This is a genomic window from Hymenobacter nivis, from assembly GCF_003149515.1.
GTDB lineage: Bacteria > Bacteroidota > Bacteroidia > Cytophagales > Hymenobacteraceae > Hymenobacter > Hymenobacter nivis.
Window position 1 is genome coordinate 4,607,838 of record NZ_CP029145.1, and the last position, 19,163, is coordinate 4,627,000.

General features: G+C 64.9%; 20 protein-coding genes. 9 read left to right on the forward strand and 11 right to left on the reverse strand.

Annotated features, from left to right (window positions below; genetic code table 11):
- Positions 1 to 158 precede the first annotated feature (158 nt).
- Positions 159 to 548 (forward strand): transposase, encoded by a 390-nt coding sequence (locus DDQ68_RS23175; protein WP_162550293.1) that lies wholly within the window; start codon positions 159 to 161, stop codon positions 546 to 548.
- Between the two features lie 2 nt (positions 549 to 550).
- Positions 551 to 1,120, forward strand: coding sequence for an IS630 family transposase (locus DDQ68_RS20505; RefSeq protein WP_245897135.1), 570 nt, complete (start codon positions 551 to 553; stop codon positions 1,118 to 1,120).
- Positions 1,121 to 1,133: 13 nt separating this feature from the next.
- Here DDQ68_RS20505 and DDQ68_RS20510 read toward each other — a convergent pair whose 3' ends face one another.
- On the reverse strand, positions 1,134 to 2,027 hold the full coding sequence (locus tag DDQ68_RS20510) for a sterol desaturase family protein (protein ID WP_162550295.1): 894 nt from the start codon (positions 2,025 to 2,027) through the stop codon (positions 1,134 to 1,136).
- Between the two features lie 173 nt (positions 2,028 to 2,200).
- Here DDQ68_RS20510 and DDQ68_RS20515 point away from each other — a divergent pair, with 173 nt between their 5' ends.
- Together DDQ68_RS20515 and DDQ68_RS20520 are read left to right on the forward strand one after the other, a co-directional pair.
- The gene (locus DDQ68_RS20515) at positions 2,201 to 2,902 is read left to right on the forward strand and encodes a TIGR04283 family arsenosugar biosynthesis glycosyltransferase (RefSeq protein WP_109657968.1); all 702 of its coding nucleotides are present in this window, start codon (positions 2,201 to 2,203) and stop codon (positions 2,900 to 2,902) included.
- A gap of 72 nt (positions 2,903 to 2,974) precedes the next feature.
- Positions 2,975 to 3,604: a TIGR04282 family arsenosugar biosynthesis glycosyltransferase gene (locus DDQ68_RS20520; protein WP_109657969.1), complete on the forward strand. Its 630-nt coding sequence runs from the start codon at positions 2,975 to 2,977 to the stop codon at positions 3,602 to 3,604.
- A 22-nt stretch (positions 3,605 to 3,626) separates the two neighbouring features.
- Here DDQ68_RS20520 and DDQ68_RS20525 read toward each other — a convergent pair whose 3' ends face one another.
- The 7 genes from DDQ68_RS20525 to DDQ68_RS20560 all read right to left on the reverse strand — a co-directional run bounded on the left by DDQ68_RS20525 (position 3,627) and on the right by DDQ68_RS20560 (position 10,166).
- Entirely contained in the window at positions 3,627 to 4,988 is a 1,362-nt protein-coding gene (locus DDQ68_RS20525; RefSeq protein WP_109657970.1) for an MptA/MptB family glycosyltransferase, read from the reverse strand.
- 216 nt (positions 4,989 to 5,204) lie between these two features.
- Complete coding sequence (locus DDQ68_RS20530) at positions 5,205 to 5,909, reverse strand: glycosyltransferase family 2 protein (protein ID WP_109657971.1); 705 nt, start codon at positions 5,907 to 5,909, stop codon at positions 5,205 to 5,207.
- A 104-nt stretch (positions 5,910 to 6,013) separates the two neighbouring features.
- On the reverse strand, positions 6,014 to 7,066 hold the full coding sequence (locus DDQ68_RS20535) for an ArsO family NAD(P)H-dependent flavin-containing monooxygenase (RefSeq protein ID WP_109657972.1): 1,053 nt from the start codon (positions 7,064 to 7,066) through the stop codon (positions 6,014 to 6,016).
- 7 nt (positions 7,067 to 7,073) lie between these two features.
- Entirely contained in the window at positions 7,074 to 7,499 is a 426-nt protein-coding gene (locus tag DDQ68_RS20540; protein ID WP_109657973.1) for an arsenate reductase ArsC, read from the reverse strand.
- 187 nt (positions 7,500 to 7,686) lie between these two features.
- Positions 7,687 to 8,769, reverse strand: coding sequence for an ACR3 family arsenite efflux transporter (gene arsB, locus DDQ68_RS20545; protein ID WP_109657974.1), 1,083 nt, complete (start codon positions 8,767 to 8,769; stop codon positions 7,687 to 7,689).
- A 559-nt stretch (positions 8,770 to 9,328) separates the two neighbouring features.
- Positions 9,329 to 9,787 carry a DUF6428 family protein gene (locus DDQ68_RS20555; RefSeq protein WP_109657975.1) on the reverse strand — a complete coding sequence of 153 codons (459 nt, stop codon included), beginning with the start codon at positions 9,785 to 9,787 and terminating at the stop codon, positions 9,329 to 9,331.
- A gap of 28 nt (positions 9,788 to 9,815) precedes the next feature.
- Positions 9,816 to 10,166 (reverse strand): ArsR/SmtB family transcription factor, encoded by a 351-nt coding sequence (locus DDQ68_RS20560; protein ID WP_109657976.1) that lies wholly within the window; start codon positions 10,164 to 10,166, stop codon positions 9,816 to 9,818.
- 185 nt (positions 10,167 to 10,351) lie between these two features.
- Here DDQ68_RS20560 and DDQ68_RS20565 point away from each other — a divergent pair, with 185 nt between their 5' ends.
- From DDQ68_RS20565 to DDQ68_RS20580, 4 genes are all read left to right on the forward strand, one after another.
- Positions 10,352 to 11,671 carry an NAD(P)/FAD-dependent oxidoreductase gene (locus tag DDQ68_RS20565; protein WP_109657977.1) on the forward strand — a complete coding sequence of 440 codons (1,320 nt, stop codon included), beginning with the start codon at positions 10,352 to 10,354 and terminating at the stop codon, positions 11,669 to 11,671.
- A gap of 111 nt (positions 11,672 to 11,782) precedes the next feature.
- Positions 11,783 to 13,135, forward strand: a complete 1,353-nt coding sequence (locus DDQ68_RS20570) for a 4Fe-4S binding protein (protein ID WP_109657978.1) — start codon at positions 11,783 to 11,785, stop codon at positions 13,133 to 13,135.
- A gap of 93 nt (positions 13,136 to 13,228) precedes the next feature.
- Positions 13,229 to 14,710, forward strand: a complete 1,482-nt coding sequence (locus DDQ68_RS20575) for a cellulose synthase family protein (protein ID WP_245897137.1) — start codon at positions 13,229 to 13,231, stop codon at positions 14,708 to 14,710.
- A gap of 37 nt (positions 14,711 to 14,747) precedes the next feature.
- Complete coding sequence (locus DDQ68_RS20580) at positions 14,748 to 15,281, forward strand: rhodanese-like domain-containing protein (RefSeq protein WP_245897138.1); 534 nt, start codon at positions 14,748 to 14,750, stop codon at positions 15,279 to 15,281.
- Between the two features lie 30 nt (positions 15,282 to 15,311).
- Here DDQ68_RS20580 and DDQ68_RS20585 read toward each other — a convergent pair whose 3' ends face one another.
- From DDQ68_RS20585 to DDQ68_RS20595, 3 genes are all read right to left on the reverse strand, one after another.
- Positions 15,312 to 15,974 carry a DUF6134 family protein gene (locus DDQ68_RS20585; RefSeq protein WP_245897140.1) on the reverse strand — a complete coding sequence of 221 codons (663 nt, stop codon included), beginning with the start codon at positions 15,972 to 15,974 and terminating at the stop codon, positions 15,312 to 15,314.
- Positions 15,975 to 16,054: 80 nt separating this feature from the next.
- Positions 16,055 to 17,023 (reverse strand): arsenosugar biosynthesis arsenite methyltransferase ArsM, encoded by a 969-nt coding sequence (gene arsM / locus DDQ68_RS20590; protein WP_109657980.1) that lies wholly within the window; start codon positions 17,021 to 17,023, stop codon positions 16,055 to 16,057.
- 73 nt (positions 17,024 to 17,096) lie between these two features.
- Positions 17,097 to 17,903, reverse strand: a complete 807-nt coding sequence (locus DDQ68_RS20595; protein ID WP_245897142.1) for a DUF547 domain-containing protein — start codon at positions 17,901 to 17,903, stop codon at positions 17,097 to 17,099.
- 109 nt (positions 17,904 to 18,012) lie between these two features.
- On the opposite strand from DDQ68_RS20595, the gene DDQ68_RS20600 reads away from it, so the two are divergent.
- Complete coding sequence (locus DDQ68_RS20600) at positions 18,013 to 19,107, forward strand: BamA/TamA family outer membrane protein (RefSeq protein WP_109657982.1); 1,095 nt, start codon at positions 18,013 to 18,015, stop codon at positions 19,105 to 19,107.
- The last annotated feature ends 56 nt before the right edge of the window (positions 19,108 to 19,163 follow it).

Here is a 19,163-nt window from a genome sequence, read left to right on the forward strand (position 1 = left end):
TCGAAGCATCTCTCCCGCTGACTAATCCTGATTACTGCTGCGGTAGAGATGCTCCGACAAGCTCAGCATGACGTTCAACCTTAAATTTCTAGGTTTCCTAAACAGCTTCGTTAGAGCGGTTTCCAACTCGGTGTACAGAATTTCACGTACCTTCTGTTATGAAAGCGTATTCGATTGATTTGCGGGAACGGGTAGCGGCGGCATGTGCCGCGCCGCAGGCCCGGATTTACCAAGTGACGGCGCAATTCAGCGTTTCCATCTCCTTCGTGGACAAGCTTTTGCGTCGTCAACGTACGAGCGGTTCGCTGGCGGCCCTGCCCGCGAGCGGCGGCCCGATGCCGCGCCTGGACCCGGCGGGCCAGGACCTGTTGCGGGCCTGTCTGGTGGCGCAGCCCGACGCGACACTGGCCGAAATAAGCCTCGCCTTGGCCGCCGCCGCCGGCCCGGCCCTGAGCCGCACGAGTACGTGGCGGGCGGTCGAGCGCCTGGGGTGGGGGCGCAAAAAAAAAGCATCCACGCCGCCGAGCGTGACACCGAACGCGTCGTAGCCTTGCGCCGCTTGTTTTTGGAAGCCATTCAGCCAGAAGATGTTACCCGTTTCGTATTCGTGGACGAGACGAGCATTAACCTCACCTACTGCCGCCGCTATGGCCGGGCCCCGGCCGGCCAGCGCCTGGACCAGGCCGTGCCGTTGCACAGCGGCCCGAACGTGACGCTCCTCGCCGCCCTGACCCCGGACGGGCTCGGGGCGTTGCTCAGCGTCAACGGGGCTGTCAACGGGGCTGTCAACGGCGACGTGTTTGCCGCCTACCTCGACCAGGTGCTCGGCCCCACCCTGCGGCCGGGCGACGTGGTGGTACTCGACAACCTCTCCGTGCATAAGGTGGACGGGCTGGACGATATCGTGCGCAAATACGGGGCACGGCTGCGCTACCTGCCGCCTTATTCGCCTGATTTCAACCCCATTGAACTGGCTTTTAGTAAGCTCAAGACGTGGCTGCGCACCGCCAAGGCCCGTACCCGCGACCTGCTGGAGGAAGCCATCCGGGCCGCCGCCGAGTGGGTAACCGAACAGGATGCCAAAAATTGGTTTGACCATTGTGGATATCATGTACAGTGATTTGGAAACCGCTCTAGCAGTTACCATCCGCCGCCAACTCCAGTAGCGACGTGGTGGTGGGGGCGCGCTCGGGTACCGAGCCATCGGGCCGGGCCCAGGGCTCTAGTGGGGCCAGGGGCAGCACTAGCAGGCGGGCTACGGTTTGGTCGGCCGGGTCGGGGTAGGCGGGTACGCCGATGGTGAGGTCGCACTGCGGCACGTTGAGGCGTAGGGTGCGGTGCAGGCGGTCCCAGAGGCTGAGCACTACGCCGAAGTTGCTTTGCGTTTCGGCGCGCACCATCGAGTGGTGGATGCCGTGGGCGCGCGGCGTCACGAGCAGCGGCACCAAGCGGCGCTCGGCGGCCAGCGGCAGCCGCCAGTTGCTGTGCTGCATAGCAGTGCAAGCCTCAAACACCACCTCGTAGGCCAGGGCTGTGGCGGGGCGCACGCCCAGCAGCGCCGGCAGCCCGGCCCGGTACGGAATGCTGGCCAGCATTTCGCCAAAGTGAAAGCGCCAGGCCGTGGTCAGGTCCATGTCGAGGTCGGAGTGGTGCACGCGGTGCAGGCGCCACAGCAGCGGCGAGTGCAGCAGCCGGTGCCAGGTATAGGCGAGGTAATCAAGCAGTAGTACCTCGGCGGTGGTGCGCAGGGGCCCGGGCAGGCCGGCCAGTAGCCGGGCTGGGCGGTGCGGAGCCGCCAGCTGCGCCAGGCCCACCACGGCGGGCAGCAGCGTGAGGCGCATGGCGGGCAGCGAGGGCGCGGCCAGCAGCAGGTTGCGCAGCCAGCGCTCGGAGCGCGGGCGGGTGCGGCGGCGCAGCGGGTGGCGGGTTTCGAGCAGTAGCACGGCCACGCCCACCACCGCTAGTACCGGGGTTGCCCAGCGGTCGAAGCGCTTGAGTAGGGGGTGAGCAAAAGGAAAAATAGCCACGGCAAATAACGAAAACAGGTGAGAAAACGGCGCTTCTATAACCGCCATCGGGTGCGCAGGGTTGCCGAAGGGCCGGTGGCAGCGCGTTGGCGGCCGGTACCGGCCGGGCTGCGCTGCGTAGGAGAAGCCGACGCAGCGCTTTCCTGGTCTTCTGCGCAGTAACCTAGCTCTGCTTGACAATTAGTATTATAATCCCGGCTTACAACGAGGCCGATACCCTGGCGGCCCTGCTGCCCTACCTGCGCCAACCCGCGCCGGGCGAGCCCGTGCCCGAAATTCTGGTGGTAGACGGCGGTAGCACTGATGGCACGGCGGCTGTGGCCCGGCAGGCCGGGGCCACCGTGCTGCACAGCCCGCGCCGGGGCCGCGCCGCCCAGCTCAACTACGGGGCGCAGCGGGCGCGGGGCGAGTTGTTGTATTTTCTGCACGCCGACTCGTACCCACCGTCCGGGTTTGTGAGCGAGTTGCGGCAGGCCGCGGGTGCAGGCTACGCCGCGGGCTGCTACCGGCTGGCGTTTGACAATGGGCACTGGCTCTTGCGGTTCAGCGCGTGGTGCACGCGCCTGCCGTTTACGGCCGTGCGGTTTGGTGACCAAAGCCTGTTCGTGCGCCGGGCGTTGTTTGCGCAAATTGGTGGCTATCGCGAAGACCTGCTGCTCATGGAAGACCAGGAAATTGTAGCGCGGCTGCGGGCCCAAGGAGCTTTCAAAATATTACCCCGGGCGGTAACTACTTCGGCGCGTAAGTATTTGGCTAATGGCGTGTTGCGCTTGCAGGCAATTTTTGCTCTGCTCGTGGCACTGTATTATTTGGGAATGCCGCAGCCGCGACTGGTGCAGTTGTACCGGCGGCTCATTCGGCAGGGCAAGCTCTAGCAAGCTCTAGCAAGCTCTAGCGAGAGGCGGGCTGTAGCTTGCCGGCTGTTTACCACAAAGTCCACTTTGCGCATGAATTCTGCCGCCGACCAGCCCGGGCACCTGCTCATTTTTGCCCGCGAGCCCGTGCTGGGCCGCGTAAAAACCCGCCTCGCCGCCGGCATTGGGGCCGAAGCCGCGCTGGCCACCTACCGCGAGCTGCTCACCCTCACGGCCCGGGCCATAGCCGCTGCCGGGGTGCCCGCTACCGTATGGCTGGCCGAGGAGCCCGTCCCGCCTTGCGAGCTTGCCCAGTTCCGGCCCGAATGGCCCGGCCTGCCCTGGCGCGTGCAGCCGCCCGCCGAATCGCTGGGAGCGCGCATGGCCCACGCGTTCAGCGCGGCCTTTGCGGCGGGAGCAGGCCAGGCCGTTATCATTGGCACCGACTGCCCTGGCTTGAGCGCCAAACTGCTGCAACGGGCCTTCGAGCTGCTGCTAAGCCACGACGTGGTGCTGGGCCCCGCCGCCGATGGTGGTTATTACTTATTGGGAATGAATAAGTTGGAGCCCGAATTATTTGCTAACAAAGACTGGAGTACCGCCACTGTGCTGCCCGACACCCTGGCCGATGCCGTCCGCCTGGGTCTGCGCGTGGCCCAACTGCCCACCCTGCACGACGTAGACTCGGCCGAGGACTTGGCCATTTGGCGAATGGGTGAGTGAATGAATTGCTTCCGTGTGGTCATCAAAATACTTTTTTGAACTTGCCCATTCGCCCATTCACTCCTTCGCCAACTGCCACTTCCCAAGCAGCCCAGGCCAGCACGCCGCCGTATTCGAGGGTGATTAGCAGGCCGCTTTCGGTGTAGGCTGTGGTGCGGTAGGCCGCGTAAGAGAGCACCGCCAGCCCGGCCCACACCCGGGCGTAGCGCAGCGGCGAAAAACAGCTCAGCGCCACCAATGGCACCAGGTACCAGGGGTGCACAATGGTGGCCAGCGCGAAGTAGCCGCTGAGCGTGAGCAGCAGCAGCTGCGGCACCGCCGCCAGCCGGGGCCGCCCCGCCCGCCGCGCCAGCCAAAAAGCCAGGTACGCCGCCCCCAGCCCCAGCAGCGGCCCCAGGCCACCCACTAAGTCAATGCCCGTCAGCCACTTGCCCAGGCCTAGCAGGAGGTAGAATACGCTGGCATTGAACTCGAAGCTCTGGAAATATAAATCGAGGCTGAGGCCGATGTGCAGTAGTAAGCTCCACGATAGGTAGGGCAAAAACAGCAGCCCCAGGCTGCCCGCCAGCACGCCCAAAAACCACCGGAAGCGCCGCCGCCCCAGCTGCCGGGCCAGTAGCGGCAGCGCCAGCAGCGGCAGCAGCTTGGTGGCCACGGCCAGTGCCAGGGTCCCGGCCGCCAGCCGGGTGCGGCGGCGTAGCAGCAGCGCCCCGGTCAGCAGCAAAAAGCACACCACCACGCCCTCCATGTGCACGTTGCCCGCCACTTCTACCACCACCAGTGGGTGCAGCAGGTATGCTAGGGCGCGGCGGGCGGGCCAGCCCGCCAGGGGCAACAGCCACAGCAGCAGGGCCGCCGCGCCCGCATCGGCCAGCAGTAGGGCCAGGCGTACCACTACCAGAAAGCTGGTTTCGGACGCAGGAAAAGCCCTCGCCGCCGCGCCATACAGGCCTTGGGCCACGGGCGGATACACCGAGAAATAATCGGGGGAGTTGAGGTGCGGCAGCAGGCGGCGCAGCTCGCCCAGGGGCAGGGCAGCCGAGTCGGCGGGTGGGTGCCGGAGCAGCTGCCGGGGCGTTTCGGCGAAGGGACTGTGGCCGTGGCTGGCCAGCAGGCCATCCCAACGGAAGCGGTAAAAATCGTCGCTCAGCGCCGGGGTGGCCGGCAGCCACAGCAGCCGAAACACCAGCGCCGCGCCCAGTCCCCAGCGCAACGGCAGTCGCGTGTGCAGCAGCCATGCGTAGGCCGCGCCCGCCATCGCAAAGAGAATTGCTAACTGCGTAAAGTGTGCCCGCGGCGTGGCGTAGGCCAGGCCCCAGTAGGCCGCGCCCGTGAGCAGCAGCGCCAGCAACTGGCTGATGCGAAGCAGAATAGAGAGGGGCACTGTGCGTAAAATACTAAAAGCAAAGCTATTGACGCCTACTCCGGTCCGCCGGCTTTTTCAGCCGGCCGACTGCTTGTCGTTGTCAACCAGCAGTAGTTATTAGCCGGTTGCCGCTTCTATTAAGACAATGGGGATTTGCTGTTAAGCTAATGGAACCCTGCTGCTAACAACGATAACCAGTCGGCTGGCTGAAAAAGCCGGTGGACCGGGCAGGCACTACCAATACTTGAAAATCGTCCACAGAATTTTGTAGCCCGCCCCGATGGTGCCGCGCACCGTGCCCGACACCTTGCTCACGCCGATGCGGCGGCGGTAGCGCACCGGCACCTCGGCCACGCGCAGGCCCAGGCGGGCGGCTTTCACTTGCATTTCTACCGTCCAGCCGTAGTTGGTATCCACCATGCCGATGCGGGTCAGCGCGTCGGCCCGCACGGCGCGGAAGGGGCCCAGGTCGGTATGGGTGCCGCCGTAGCGCAGGCGCAAAAGACGGGTAGCCAGCCAGTTGCCAAAGCGCTGCTGCGGTAGCAGAGCGCCTCGCTCGCGCTGGCCCAGCGCCCGTGAGCCAATCACCAGCTCGGCCGCGCCGCTGAGGATGGGGACCAGCAGGGCAGGCATTTCCTCGGGAAAATCGGAGTGGTCGCCGTCCAGAAACACGATGATTTCCGGGGTTTGGGCAGCAGGCTGGGCGGCGTAATAGGCCAGTCCGGCCAGGCAGGCCTGGCCGTAGCCGGGGCGAGGCTCGGCTACTACGGTGGCCCCGGCGGCGCGGGCGGCGGCGGCCGTGGCATCGGTCGAGGCGTTGTCTACTACCACTACTTCCTGCACCAGCCCAGCAGGTATCTCGCTCAATACCAAGGCGATGGACTTCTCCTCGTTGTGGGCCGGAATAAGCACGGCAATGCGGGGCGGGGAGGTAGTCAAGGGTAAGTGGGTTACGGGGCAAGCTGCAAAGAAAGCGGGTATCGCGCCGGGGGCCGGGGCGGAGCACTGCGCTTGCTTCTCAAAAGCGCTTGCCCAACAACTACTTAGCCCAGAAAATCCTTAATTTCTTCCACCGTTGTGCGGGCCGAGCGGCCCACCCCAATGAGTGTGGCCGAGGCAAAGCCCGTCCAGCTGCCGTAGCCCACCAGCCAAAGCCCCGGCAGCGCCAGGGCGCGGGTGCCGGTTGTGGCCACGCGCCCATCGGGCCCCACTAGCCCGAGCCCGCCCAAAAAGCCCAGCGCCGGCCGGAAGCCCGTGCACCAGATAACGGCGTCAAACGCTTCTGCCCGGCCATCGGGCCAGACCACGCCGGTGGGAGTGAAGTGCGTTGGTGGGCGCACGCTGCGCAGCACGCCGCGCTCGCGGGCCGCCTGCACCTCGGGTACCATCACCACGTCGCCGAGGCTGGGGGGCGGGCTGGCCGCGGGGCCGGCCTGGTATCGCTGGGTGGCCTGGGCGAAGAGCACGCGGCCATCCACGTCGTCGGGCAGCAGGCGCGGGGGGCGCTCGGTGGCCCAGATGGTGCGGGCCACCCGCGACACGTCGGCCAGAATCTGGGCCCCCGAGTTGCCGCCGCCCACTACCAGCACACGCTGTCCGGCGAAGGCCGCCGCTTGGCGGTAGTACGCCGAGTGCAGCTGCTCGCCGCCAAACAGCGCCCGGTCCGCATAGTCGGGGATAAAGGGTTGGCTCCACGAGCCAGTGGCGGCCACCACGGCCCGCACTTGCCAGGGGCCCTGGCTGGTGGCCACCACGAAGCCGGCCCCGGCGCGGGCCACCGCCGCCACGCGCACCGGCCGGTGCACGGGCAGCGCGTAGCGGCGCTCGTAGTCAGTGAGGTACGCCACCACCGCGTCGCGGGGCGGGAATTCAGGGCCGCCGGGGGCCGGGCGGGGCATGGGCCAGCCCGGCAGCGAGTTGGCCTCGGCCGGCGAAAAAAGGTGCAGCGCATCCCAGCCGTTGGGCCACGCGCCACCGGGCCGCGGCTGGTCGTCGAGCAGGGCAAACGAGTAGCCCGCCCGGCGCAGGTAGTAGCCCACGGCCAATCCGCTCTGCCCCGCGCCAATTACCAACACATCAATTGTTTGCGAATCCATCAAGTAGTTATTTGCCCCCGAAGTGGGCCTGCTCAAAGTTGTGGGCGTAGGCCTTCACCTCGTCGCGCACGGCCCGAAACTGCTGCATAATCTCGTCGTCGGTGCCGGTGGCTTTGGCGGGGTCAGGGAAGTTGTGGTGCAGCTTTTGGGCCGACGAGGGAAACACCGGGCAGGCCTCGTGGGCGTGGTCGCACACCGTGAGTACGTAGGCGAACGGCACGGCGGTGTACTCGTTTACGTGGTTGCTGGTGTGGTGGCTAATGTCCACGCCGTCTTCGGCCATTACGCACACGGCGCGGGGGTTGAGGCCGTGGGTTTCGATGCCCGCCGAATACACGGCGGCGCGGTCGCCTAGTTCTTGCTGGAGGTAGCCTTGCAGCAACTGGCTGCGGCACGAGTTGCCGGTGCATAGCACCAGGATGTTGGGTTTCATAAGATGTTGTTACAGCAGTTCCTGGGTCATGGTATTTGCTTTGGTCGGACGGCTCCGCTGTCGGATCGGTTGACGCGTGCGCCGCTTGGCCAGTCGTTCAGCCTTCGTTCACGCGATAACAGGGTGGACAGCTCCGCCGTCGGACCGGAGCAGGTATCCTGATTTGGAAATTGCGCTAATAAGAAAATTAAGCAGCTGCATAATACTTGCGCCGCAGCCAAAACGCCAGGTTGACCAGCGCAATGAGGGCCGGCACCTCAATGAGCGGGCCGATGACGCCCGCAAACGCCTGCCCTGAATTCAGCCCAAACACGCCGATGGCCACCGCAATGGCCAGCTCAAAGTTGTTGCCGGTGGCCGTGAAGGCGATGGACACGTTTTCGGCGTAGCTCGCGCCCAGGTATTTGCCCGCCATAAAGCTGATCACGAACATGATACTGAAATAAATGGCCAGTGGCAGCGCAATGCGCAGCACATCGAGCGGAATGCGCACAATCAGGTCGCCCTTCAGGCTGAACATCACCACAATGGTGCCCAGCAGCGCGATAAGCGTAATCGGACTGATGGCCGGCAGGAAAACGTGCTCGTACCAGGCATCGCCCCGGAGGCGGCGCAGCACGAGACGCGACAAAAAGCCCGCCGCAAACGGCAAGCCCAAGTACAGGAGCACGCTCGGGGCAATGTCGCCGATGCCGATGTGCACGGTGTAGCCCTTCAGCCCAAAATAAGGCGGCAGCACAGTGATGAACAGCCAGGCCATCACGCTGTAAAACAGTACCTGAAAGAGGGAGTTGAGCGCTACCAGCCCGGCTGCGTATTCGCGGCTGCCATCGGCCAGGTCGTTCCACACCAGTACCATGGCAATGCAGCGCGCAATGCCGATGAGGATGACGCCCATCATGTAGTCGGGCCGGTCGGGCAGCAGCCAGATGGCCAGTCCAAACATGAGTAGGGGCCCCACAATCCAGTTGAGCACCAGCGACAACCCCACAATGCGCACGTTGCGAAAAACGCGGGGCAGCTGCTCGTACTTCACCTTGGCCAGCGGCGGGTACATCATCAGGATGAGGCCCACGGCCAGCGGCACGTTCACGGAGCCCACTGAGAAGTAGTTGATAACTTGGTTGATATGAGGCACAAAATAGCCCAGGCCCACGCCCAGCGCCATGGCCAGAAAAATCCAGAGCGTGAGCCCCCGGTCGAGGCCGGAGAGTTTTTTTTGGGCTACCGCCGCCACGGGCGGGGGTGCTGCTAGGTTGGTCAGTTCCATAAAAAGAAGGCGGGGAAAAGGACGGATACGGCAAGCCAACTGGTACCCCAAAGGCGGCCGGAAACTCGGGCTAGGAGGTAAGAGATGAGGCTACGCCGGCTGGCCCGCTGTGAGGCGGCGGCGCTCCAGCAACAGGGCGTCGCGCCACACGCCGGCTGGTGGGCAATGCGCTCGCGCCGGCCCACCAGCCGGAAGCCCTGGCCTGCGTGCAGCGCCAGGCTGGCCGCGTTCTCCGGGAAAATGCCAGTTCGCAACGCACACGGGCCCTGGGTTTTGGCGCTGCGCACCAGCGTGCCCAGCCGTTGCTGGTCCACGCCTGGTCCTGTGCTTTAGCGGCCACGCGGGCGCCTACCTTGGCCGCGCCTCGGTACACCCACCGGCTTGACGCGGACGGGAACGCAGCCCAGCCTAGTACCCGACCGGCCTCGTGAACGTGGCCTGCCCGGTGGTAATGCCGGCTCGGTAAGTGGATTTGATTTCCGGCCAGTGGACGGTGGTGAGGGCGCTAACCGGTGTGGCGAACAAGAAACGGGCGGGTTGAGTCCTTACCAATAATACGTTAGCAGCAGCCCCCGCCCGGCGTGCAGGTGGCCACCGGCAACTGCGGCAGCGCAAAGGCCGCGCTGGGGATGCCGCAGGCATCCTGGGCCAGGCAGGCCGTCTGCTTGGGCGTGAGCAGGAAGTCGCGCCCGTCGAAGGCCAGGCCAAACTTGCCGATGGTGGCCTGCTGGTACTCTACCTCGATGTCCAAATCCTGGGGCCCCAAAATGCGCGTCGAGAGCTGAAGGATATGCAGAAACTTTTGCGGCGCCAGCCGGTGGTCGTAGTCGCCGGCCTCCCAGAGCTGAAAGTTGGCTACGGTTTCCTTCCGCTCCACGCCGCCGCAGTCGACGAAGTGCTTGGTTACCAAGCCCACTTCCGTCATGTGGAAGTGCGCCGGCAGGGCAGTGCCATCGGGCAGCCGGAAGCTGATGGCGGCGAGGCCCGCCAGGGCCTCCTTCAATTCGGAGATTTTCATGGGAAAGGAATTGAGGTAAAAACAAGAATTAACAGGCGCAGGTATCTTCGGGGCCGCAGGTTGCGCCCGCCATGGCTTCGCTAAAAAAGGCTGTAAACTGCTGCTGCACTTGCTGCAGTAGCTTCGTATTGAGGCAGTAGCAGACGGTGAGCCCGTCGATTTCACCGCGTATCAAATCCAGCGCCTTTAGCTCCTGCAAGTGCTGCGACACGGTGGTGCGCGAGAGCGGCATTTCGGCCGCGATGTCGCCTGAAATGCAGGTTTGCTTGCTGGCCAGCAGCTGGATAATGGCTACCCGCGCTGGGTGGGCCAGGGCTCTGGCGATGCGCGCCAGCTGCTGCTGGTCGGCGGTGAAGGCGGCGGTTTTGGCGTAGGTCATGGCGTAGAAAAGCGGCGGCCGGTAACCACCTTTGGAAGTATGACGCAAATATACGTTATATCATGTCGTAAGTTTGCGTCATACTGGAAATTAGATTGTTTGAGGGCCCCCAAACCCGCCGGCGGGGCGGGAGCGTAGATGCTGCGCCCGGCGGGTCCCGGCGGTTTGGGCGTTCTTTGCTTTCTATGCACTTCGTTATTATCGGCAACGGCATTACGGGCGTTTCAGCGGCCATTACGGCGCGGCGGCTCTTACCCGAGGCCCGCATTACGCTGGTGGGGGCCGAGAGCGCGCACCACTATTCGCGCCCCGCGCTGATGTACCTGTACCTCGGCCACTTGCGCTACGCCGACGTGAAGCCCCACGCCGACTGGTTTTGGGCCGAAAACCGGCTTGAACTCCTGCATGACGAAGCCCTTGGTGTGCATACCGCCGCCCGCACCGTGCAGCTGGCCGCCGGCCCTTCCCTGGCCTACGACCGCTTGCTGCTGGCCACCGGCTCGGTACCCCGCATCCCAGGCTGGCCCGGCCGGCAGCTGCGCGGCGTGCAGGGCTTCTACGGCCTGCCAGACCTGGAAAGCATGAGCCGCGACACCCAAGGCGTTGCCCACGCCGTGGTGGTGGGCGGCGGCCTCATCGGCGTGGAGCTGGCCGAAATGCTGCACTCGCGCGGCATCCACGTCACCTGGCTGGTGCGCGAGGGGCGCTACTGGCAGTCGGTGCTGCCGGCCGAAGAGTCGGCTATGCTGGAAGCGCACATTCGTGACCAGCACATTGACTTGCAGTTGACTACCGAGCTGCGCGAATTGCGCGGCAACGCCCAGGGCCGCGTGCAGGCCGTGGAAACCACCACTGGCCAGGTGCTGCCCGCCGAGTGGGTGGGCCTGGCTACCGGCGTGCAGCCCAACTTGGTTTTGGCCCAGGCCGCCGGCCTCGCCACCGACCGCGGCATTCTGGTGGATGAGATGCTCGAAACCAGCGCGCCCGGCGTGTACGCGGCCGGCGACTGCGCCCAGCACCGCCGGCCTGCCCCCGGCGAGGTGGCCGTGGAGCAGCTCTGGTACACCGGCCGGATGCAGGGCGAAACCGTGGCCCACACCATCTGCGGCGAGCCTACGCCCTACCGGCGCGGCGAGTGGTTCAACTCGGCCAAGTTCTTCCACCTCGAATACCAAACCTACGGCCGGGTACCCGCCCAGCCTACGGCCGGCATCGCCAGCTTTTGCTGGCAGCACCCGAATGGGAAACACCTGCTGCGTATCAATTTTTGCGGAGCCGACCAAGCCGTGACGGGCGTAAATACCCTTGGCCTGCGCCAGCGCCAGGACGTGTGGGAGCACTGGCTGCGCGAAAAAACGCCCATTGGCACCGTGGTGGCCCAATTGGCGGCGGCCAATTTCGACCCCGAGTTTGCGCGCCAGCACGAGCCAGCCATCCGGCGCGCGTTTGCCCAGCAGTTTCCGAGTATTGCGGTGGAAAAACCGCGCCGCAAGGGGCTGTGGTAGCGGGGCCGCTGCGGGGCTGAGCGCGGGCACCGCGAGCAGGTGAAACCGGATGATTGCAAGCGCGAGGTGTTCGGGCTCGCAGCGTGCGAGCTACATTACTTTCTATAGAATATGCAAGACCATCCTACCCCCTCGCTGGCCCTGGCCCAGCCGCCGCCCGCCGCCACGCCGCCCGGCGAAAAGCTACCCCTGGCTGCCGTGGCCCTGGGCCTGCTGGCGCTGCTAGTTGCCGCCGCCGATGCCGACCACAACCGGGCCCGGCTGAGCCTGTACGCGGCCTTGGCGCTGGTGAGCGGTGGGGCCCTGGGCTGGGCCTGGCTGGCGTTTGGGCGCCCGGCGGCCGGCTGGCACCCGCACGATTTGTGGCGGCGGGCCAGCACTAGCCGGGGCGCGGTGGCCTGGGCTACGGGTGTGGCCCTCACGGGTTTCTACGTAGTGCTGTACTGGTTTCCGGGGCTGCTCGAAAACCTCATTCGGGCCCTCGACCCGTTCAGCGCGTGGCTGCGGCACAGGGCGGCCGACCAGTGGTTGCTCTACGGCACGTTTTATACACTGGCGGTGCTGGTGCTGGGCGGCCGGGCGCTGTGGAAATACCGCTCTACCCGCTACCACCTAGCCCGCACCGCCTCGGTGATGTTCTTCCAGCTAGGCTTCAGCTTTTTGCTACCGGGGCTGCTGCTGGCTTTGCAGCAGCCCGAGTATTACTTCTCGTACTTCTGGCCGCTGAAGTACGACTACCTCTTCCCCGACGCCGTGGGCAAGCTGCTGCACGGCGGCGGGCTGGGCGTGTTCATGGTGTTTTGGGGAGTGGTACTGTCGTTCCTGGCTACGCCAGTGCTCACCTACTTCTTCGGCAAGCGCTGGTACTGCGCCTGGGTGTGCGGCTGCGGTGGCCTGGCCGAAACCGCCGGCGACGCCTACCGCCACCTCTCCGACAAAAGCCGCACGGCCTGGCGCTGGGAGATGCGCCTGCTCTACCCCATTCTGGGGCTGATACTTTTGCTCACGGCGCTGCTGTGGGTGGGGGCCTCGGGGGCGGTGCCGGCGCTGGGCGTGGTCACGGGGCCCCTGGGGCAGTTGTATGGCTTCGCCATTGGTAGCATATTTTCGGGCGTTGTGGGGGTGGGATTTTACCCCTTGCTGGGCAGCAGGGTGTGGTGCCGCTTTGGGTGCCCCATGGCCGCCTACCTGGGCCTGCTGCAAAAGCACTTCTCGCGCTTCCGCATCAGCACCAACGGCGGGCAGTGCATCTCGTGCGGCAACTGCTCGAACGCCTGCGAAATGGGCATCGATGTGAAGCAGTACGCCCAGCGCGGCGCGCCTATTGTGCGGGCGGCCTGCGTGGGCTGCGGCCTGTGCGCCACCGCCTGCCCCCGCGGCGTGCTCAACCTGGAGAACGGCCCGCGCGAGGGGCGGCTGGCGGCTTCCACGTTCATCCACGCCGATTCGCTGCGAATTTTGTAGGGGTAAGGTGGCCGCGGTTTTTAAGTCGTTGTCCGGTCCGCCAGCGTTAGCCGGCCGGCCAGCCAGCACCGGCGAACCGGCCCATACCTCGATTTGAAAACTGCGCTACAACACGCCTACATGCTCTTTCTCGAAACCGGGCTGGTCGTCCTCTACGGCCTGTGCCTGGTATTTATGCTGGGTTTCAGCCTCACGCAGTGGCAGCTCGCACGGCTGGCGCGCCGGGCCCCCGCACTGCCCGCGCCGCCCCTGCCCGCCGCGTGGCCGCACGTCACGGTGCAGCTGCCGGTGTACAACGAGCTGCACGTGGTGGCGCGCGTCATCGACGCGGCCGCGGCGCTCGACTATCCCGCCGGCTGCCTCCACATCCAGGTGCTCGACGACTCGACCGATGTCAGCGTGGCCGTGGCTGCCGCCCGCGTGGCCCACCACCGGGCGCGCGGCGTGCGCATCAGCCACGTGCGGCGGCCTACCCGCCAGGGCTACAAAGCCGGGGCCCTGGCCCACGGCCTGGCCGAAACCGACGGCGAGCTTATTGCCATTTTCGATGCCGACTTCATTCCGGAACCCGACTTTCTGCGTCGCGTCATCCCGTACTTCACGGGCCCCGAAATCGGTATGGTGCAAACCCGCTGGGGGCATTTGAACGAAAACGATTCGCTGCTCACGCGCCTGCAAGCCTTCGGGCTGAACGCGCACTTTCTGGTGGAGCAGGTGGGGCGGCAGGCGGGCGGCCACTTCCTCAACTTCAACGGCACGGGCGGCGTGTGGCGGCGCACCTGCATCGAAGACGCCGGCGGCTGGCAGGCCGATACCCTCACCGAAGACCTCGACCTGAGCTACCGCGCCCAGCTGCGCGGCTGGCGCTTCGTGTACCTGCCCGAGGTGGTGGCGCCCGCCGAGCTGCCCGCCCACCTGGGGGCTCTCCAGTCGCAGCAGTACCGCTGGAACAAGGGCGCCGCCGAAACCGCCCGCAAGCACCTGGGCCGGCTGTGGCGCACGCCGGCCTTGCCGCTGGCCACCAAGCTGCACGCCACGTTTCACCTGCTGAACAGCTCGGTGTTTGCCGTCATTTTGCTGATGGCGCTGCTGAGCGTGCCGCTGGTGCTGGTGCGGGCGCACCGGCCCGAGCTGGAGCCGGTTTTTCGGCTGGCGTCGGCTTTTGTTTTTACGCTGCTGCCGCTGGTCTATTACTACTACGGGGCCTGGCGGCGGGCCGGGCCGGCGGCCGGGCGCTGGTTCGCGCCCACGTTTGGCCTGTTTGTTTCGTTGTCGATGGGCTTGGCGCTGCACAATGCGCGGGCCGTGGGGCAGGGCCTGCGGCGGCGCGCCTCGCCCTTCGTGCGCACGCCCAAGCTGGGCCGGGGCCCCACCGCCGGGGCCCCGGCCCACCCCACCCGCCGGCCCCCCGCCGGCCCGCTGCCGTACGGCGAGGGGCTGCTGACGCTGTATTTCCTGGGCGGGTTGGCGGCCGATTTTTACTACCGCAGCTACGGCCTGCTGCCGTTTCACGGGTTGCTGGTGGTGGGCTTCGGGGCCCTCACGGGCTACGCTTGGCGCGAGCGGCGGGGCTAGGGTAACCGCCGGGGGCCGCGCCTGCGTATCTGCGGGCATGACTACTTCCTCTCTGGTGCGGTGGCTGGGCGGTGGGCTGCTGCTGGCGGGCCTGGCGGCGGCCTACTACAGCCGCCAAGCCGCCGCGCCTTCCACCATCAACCCCCTCTATTCGGTCATGCTCAACGGCCTGCTCCAGGAGTCGGTGCCCTTCGTGAGCGTGGCGCAGCTCCGGCGCCAGCCGGCCTCGGTGCTGCTCGACACGCGCCCGCCCGCGGAGTTCGCCGTCAGCCACTTGCGCGGAGCCCGGGAGGTTGGCTACGGCGATTTTTCCCTGGCCAAAGTGCAGGACCTGCCTAAGAACGCGCCCATCGTGGTGTACTGTTCGGTGGGCGCGCGCAGCGAAAAAATCGGCGCCCGGCTCCAGCAAGCCGGCTACACCAACGTGCGCAACCTCTACGGCGGCATTTTTGAGTGGGTGAACGAGGGCCAGCCCATCGTCACGGGGCACGACCAGCCCACTACCCGCGTGCATCCGTACTCGCCCGCCTGGGGCATCTGGCTCCAGCGCGGCCAAAAGGCGTACCGGTAGCCTGGCCCGGGGGCCCGCCGCCGCACCTGGCTACGGCAGCAGCCGGATGATAAAATTCTTGAGCGGATTCTTTTTGGTGAGGGTCACCAGCTGGCCGTTGGTGTACTGGTACTCGTCCTCGCGGCCAGCGCGCAGGGCCTGCCAGGCGCCGTTCTGGCCCCGGCTCAGGGCAAAATAATCGCCGAAATATTCGGCAAAAGCCCGCGCCTGCCCCGCCGGTGGCTCGCCAAAAAACATATTGGTGACGGCGTAGCGGATGGGCTGCGTTTCGGTGGCCCGGTAGTGGTGCTTGTACTGGTCGGCAACGATGTCGTAGTGGTCGCCCTTCCACTCGGCCCGGGAGGAAAAATCGCCTTGGTTGGTGTGCGCCTCCACGGTCGAAAGCAGTAGTTGGCCGCTGCGGAAGTGGTTGGTGACCCGGTAATAAATCTTGAGGCGGTAGAAGAGGAAGTTCACCCGCACGTCGCTCACCAAAGCGTACGTCACGTCGGGGCCCACCGGGGCCTGGCGCGTGGCCGTCATCGTTCCTACCCGCACGCCCGCCACCTCAATGCTGTAGCGCCGCACCTCGGCCGCCGCGGCTTTGGGGCCCTGGGCCGCCGCGGCTCTGGGCCCCAAAGCCGCCAGCAGGGGCAGGGCGCTGAGGAAAAGCAGTTCATTTAACATGTAGTAATTAACCTTTAACAGTTTCATTACGAATGGATAAGCAGAATGCAACTTGTTGCTGCATTCTGCAAACTGTTAAATGTCAATTGCTAAGTATTAAATGAAAATCAGCAGCAACCGCCGCCGTCGTAGTGGTAGGTGGAGGGCGAGATGAAAATATCGTCGCGGCCCAAGCCGGCTAGTTGGCCGGCGGCTTTGTCGCACACGGCCAGGGGCTGGTTTTGCAAGAGCACATGGCCCTTGTGGTCGTCAAAATACTCGTCGCCGCCGTAGTAAATGGCGGTGCGGCCCGTGAAGATGCAGGGTCCATCGGCTGGCATCGGGTCCTTGATGGCGCACACTTCCACGCTCTCAATGAAGATGACCTCATCGGTGGCGTAGTGCTGGGGCGAGAGCACGCGGTAGGCACGCTTGGCCCGCACCTCGATGGTGCCGAAGCCGACCTCGGCAATCACGTCCAGGTACTGTTGCAGGGGCAGCGAGCCGGTGAGGCACAGGGCCCGCAGGCGCTCGTCGGCGCGCAGCTCGTTGCTCATGGGCTGCTCGCAGGTGGGGTCCGACATCACGAGGCGGCCGTGGGGCCTGAGCACGCGGTAGGTTTCCTGGAGGGCGCGCTTGAGGTCGTCGAGCTTGAAGATGTTGAACAGGCAGTTCTGGGCGGCCACGTCCACGCTCGCGTCCTCCACGGGCAGGTGCAGGGCGTCGCCGGCACGCAGGTCCACGAAGTCGCTCTTGAACCAATCGTTTTGTTCCTCAGCGGTTTGCATATTAGCACGCGAGGCGTCGAGCATTTCGCTTACCACGTCCACACCAATCACGGCGCCTGGCCGGCGGCTGAAGTACGCGAACTGGAGCAGCTCCATGCCACCGCCTACGCCCACGTAGAGCACGGTGGGCGAGTTTGTGAGGTCGCGCGGATTCACGGTGCTGCCGCACCCGTAGTTCATGCTCAGCATGCGTTGCGGAATGCTCAGGCCAGGCAACTGCCACACGGGGTTGGTGGTACAGCAAAGGCCCACTTGGGGCTCCTGGGCCGCCTGGCGGTACAAGTCGGCGGTGGTATCTAAGTAGCTCATTTTAGGCGTTCGGGGGTAATAAGGGCAATGCTAAGGTGGGGTGGGCCCCCATGCGAAAGGCGTACAAACAAGCCTATTGCTTGTTCAGATTCCAGTTATACTCCAGGTAAGAAATCTTGGTGTTGTCGTCAATCTTGGTAGCTGAGTAGCGGTTCACCCATTTCACCACCGACTGGCCATTTTTTTCCCAGTCGCCTTTATACCAGTCGAAATATTTGGAGAGCTGAGCATTCGCCTTGCTGATTTTGTTCTTAGCCGGGTTGTTCAGGAAGTCGTGGGCCTGGTCGTCGAGCTGCTTTTCGAGCGCGGCGGCAGTGTAAGCTTCGTTACGCAGGCGCGGGCACGAGATGGAGGCACAGACAAGCGTAAAGTGGATGCGCGGGTCGTCGAACTTCTTGCGCAGGATGCCGTGCTCGATGTTGTCGAGGCTCATTTTTTCGCCACCGATGCTGAAAAACTTTGCCGCCCAAGGTGTAGTCACGAACGGAATTTGAATTTTCGAGCCAATATCCTTGATGCTCTGCACTGGGTAATGGTCGAGGATGAGGCGGATAGTATAGGCGTTGTAGGCGTTAATCCAGTAAGCCATCTGGTCGGCCTTGCCCCAGTTAGCGGCCGGCGGGTTCTTGCTCAGCAGGGCCAGGTACTGGTTGAAAGCCGCCTCATCCGCCTTAAAACCCTTGTAGTCAACCAGCCCCTGGGCGTTGACGTGCTTTTTGAGCAGTTTGTCGTAGGCGCTGTGGTCGACCAGGGCCCCGGTGGCGGCGACGGCGACGGCGTAGGTGGGCGTCGGCACGGGGTTAAGACTGGGCACCGCCACGGCCACGGCGGTGAGCGTGCCGGCGGCCAGGACCAGCGCCGCCAAGGTGGAGGTTTTCATGAGTTTGTTCATTGGGGACTGTATACGGGAAAGGGCCGCTGTAAAGATTGCCGGGCGGCAATCTCCCGGCCACCGCAATTTCGTAGAAATTATAAATCATTTTTCTACCGTGCTCCTGACTACTGTACTGTTGGCCCTGGCCGGGCTGGCCCCCGCCGATACGGTGCACCCCAAGCGCCTGGCGCTGCTTCCGGTGCCGCTGGTCTATTACACGCCCGAAACCCGGCTGGCTTATGGTGTGGCCGCCACGGCGACCGTGCATTTCCGGCGCGACGACGGCTTTGCCACCGCCCACCCCTCGCAACTCACCCTGGCTTTGGCCTATACCCAAAACCAGCAGTTGCTGCTGTACCTGCCCTTCCAGATTTTTTACAACCACAACCGCTACTACACCTATGGCGAGGCCGGTTACTACCGCTACAACTACTACTTCTATGGCGTGGGCCAACACGAAGTGCCGCGTGAGCTATATGGCGTCCATTTTCCCCGCGTGCGGGTCAATGTCTTCCGGCGCGTAGGGGCCGGGACAAATGCCGGCAAGCTCTACGTTGGCCTGCGCTATCAATACGAAGACTACCGCATGAGCAGCGTTGAAGCGGGCGGCCGGCTGGCCAGCGGCACCGTACCCGGCGGGCTGGGCAGCCGCCTGACGGGCGGCGGGCTGGGCCTGTTTTACGACTCGCGCGACAACGTTTTCTTTCCCAAAAAAGGAGTGGTCGCCGACCTCAGCGCCTTCCTCCGCAACCGGGCCGTGGGTGCGGGCCTGGCGGGCGAAACGACGCGCTTCGACCGCTACACGGCCGATGTGTCGGAGTACCACGCGCTGGGCCGCCACACCGTGCTGGCCGTCAATTATTTCGGCAGCTTCATCGTGGGTACTGCCCCGTTCAATGCCCTGTCGCTGCTAGGCGGCTCGCGGCGGCTGCGCGGCTACTACGAGGGCCGCTACCGGGACCAGAACCTCGCCCTGGTGCAGGCTGAGCTACGCGTTGATGTGTACAAACGCCTGGGCGCGGTGGTATTCGGCGGCGTGGGTACCCTGGGCGATGAGCAGGCGCTTTTGCGCCTCCGCGAGCCGAAAGGTGCCTACGGAGCGGGCCTGCGCTTCACGGCCAACCGTCGCGACCATCTTAACGTGCGGCTCGATTATGGCCGTGGGCAGCAATCAAGCGGCTTTTACCTTACCGTTGGGGAGGCATTCTAACCCGGCTAAACTTAGTATTTGCCAATTAATCTGCAAGTTGCGGCTCCGTAGAGATT

Bases quoted from the DNA above. Each gene is read 5' to 3' on its own strand.
- arsM (WP_109657980.1), bottom strand. From the start codon at position 17,023: ATGAGCTACTTAGATACCACCGCCGACTTGTACCGCCAGGCGGCCCAG.
- DDQ68_RS23175 (WP_162550293.1), top strand. From the start codon at position 159: ATGAAAGCGTATTCGATTGATTTGCGGGAACGGGTAGCGGCGGCATGT.
- DDQ68_RS20595 (WP_245897142.1), bottom strand. From the start codon at position 17,903: ATGAAAACCTCCACCTTGGCGGCGCTGGTCCTGGCCGCCGGCACGCTC.
- DDQ68_RS20520 (WP_109657969.1), top strand. From the start codon at position 2,975: ATGAATTCTGCCGCCGACCAGCCCGGGCACCTGCTCATTTTTGCCCGC.
- DDQ68_RS20565 (WP_109657977.1), top strand. From the start codon at position 10,352: ATGCACTTCGTTATTATCGGCAACGGCATTACGGGCGTTTCAGCGGCC.
- arsB (WP_109657974.1), bottom strand. From the start codon at position 8,769: ATGGAACTGACCAACCTAGCAGCACCCCCGCCCGTGGCGGCGGTAGCC.
- DDQ68_RS20580 (WP_245897138.1), top strand. From the start codon at position 14,748: ATGACTACTTCCTCTCTGGTGCGGTGGCTGGGCGGTGGGCTGCTGCTG.
- DDQ68_RS20570 (WP_109657978.1), top strand. From the start codon at position 11,783: ATGCAAGACCATCCTACCCCCTCGCTGGCCCTGGCCCAGCCGCCGCCC.
- DDQ68_RS20535 (WP_109657972.1), bottom strand. From the start codon at position 7,066: ATGGATTCGCAAACAATTGATGTGTTGGTAATTGGCGCGGGGCAGAGC.
- DDQ68_RS20585 (WP_245897140.1), bottom strand. From the start codon at position 15,974: ATGAAACTGTTAAAGGTTAATTACTACATGTTAAATGAACTGCTTTTC.
- DDQ68_RS20555 (WP_109657975.1), bottom strand. From the start codon at position 9,787: ATGAAAATCTCCGAATTGAAGGAGGCCCTGGCGGGCCTCGCCGCCATC.
- DDQ68_RS20560 (WP_109657976.1), bottom strand. From the start codon at position 10,166: ATGACCTACGCCAAAACCGCCGCCTTCACCGCCGACCAGCAGCAGCTG.
- DDQ68_RS20540 (WP_109657973.1), bottom strand. From the start codon at position 7,499: ATGAAACCCAACATCCTGGTGCTATGCACCGGCAACTCGTGCCGCAGC.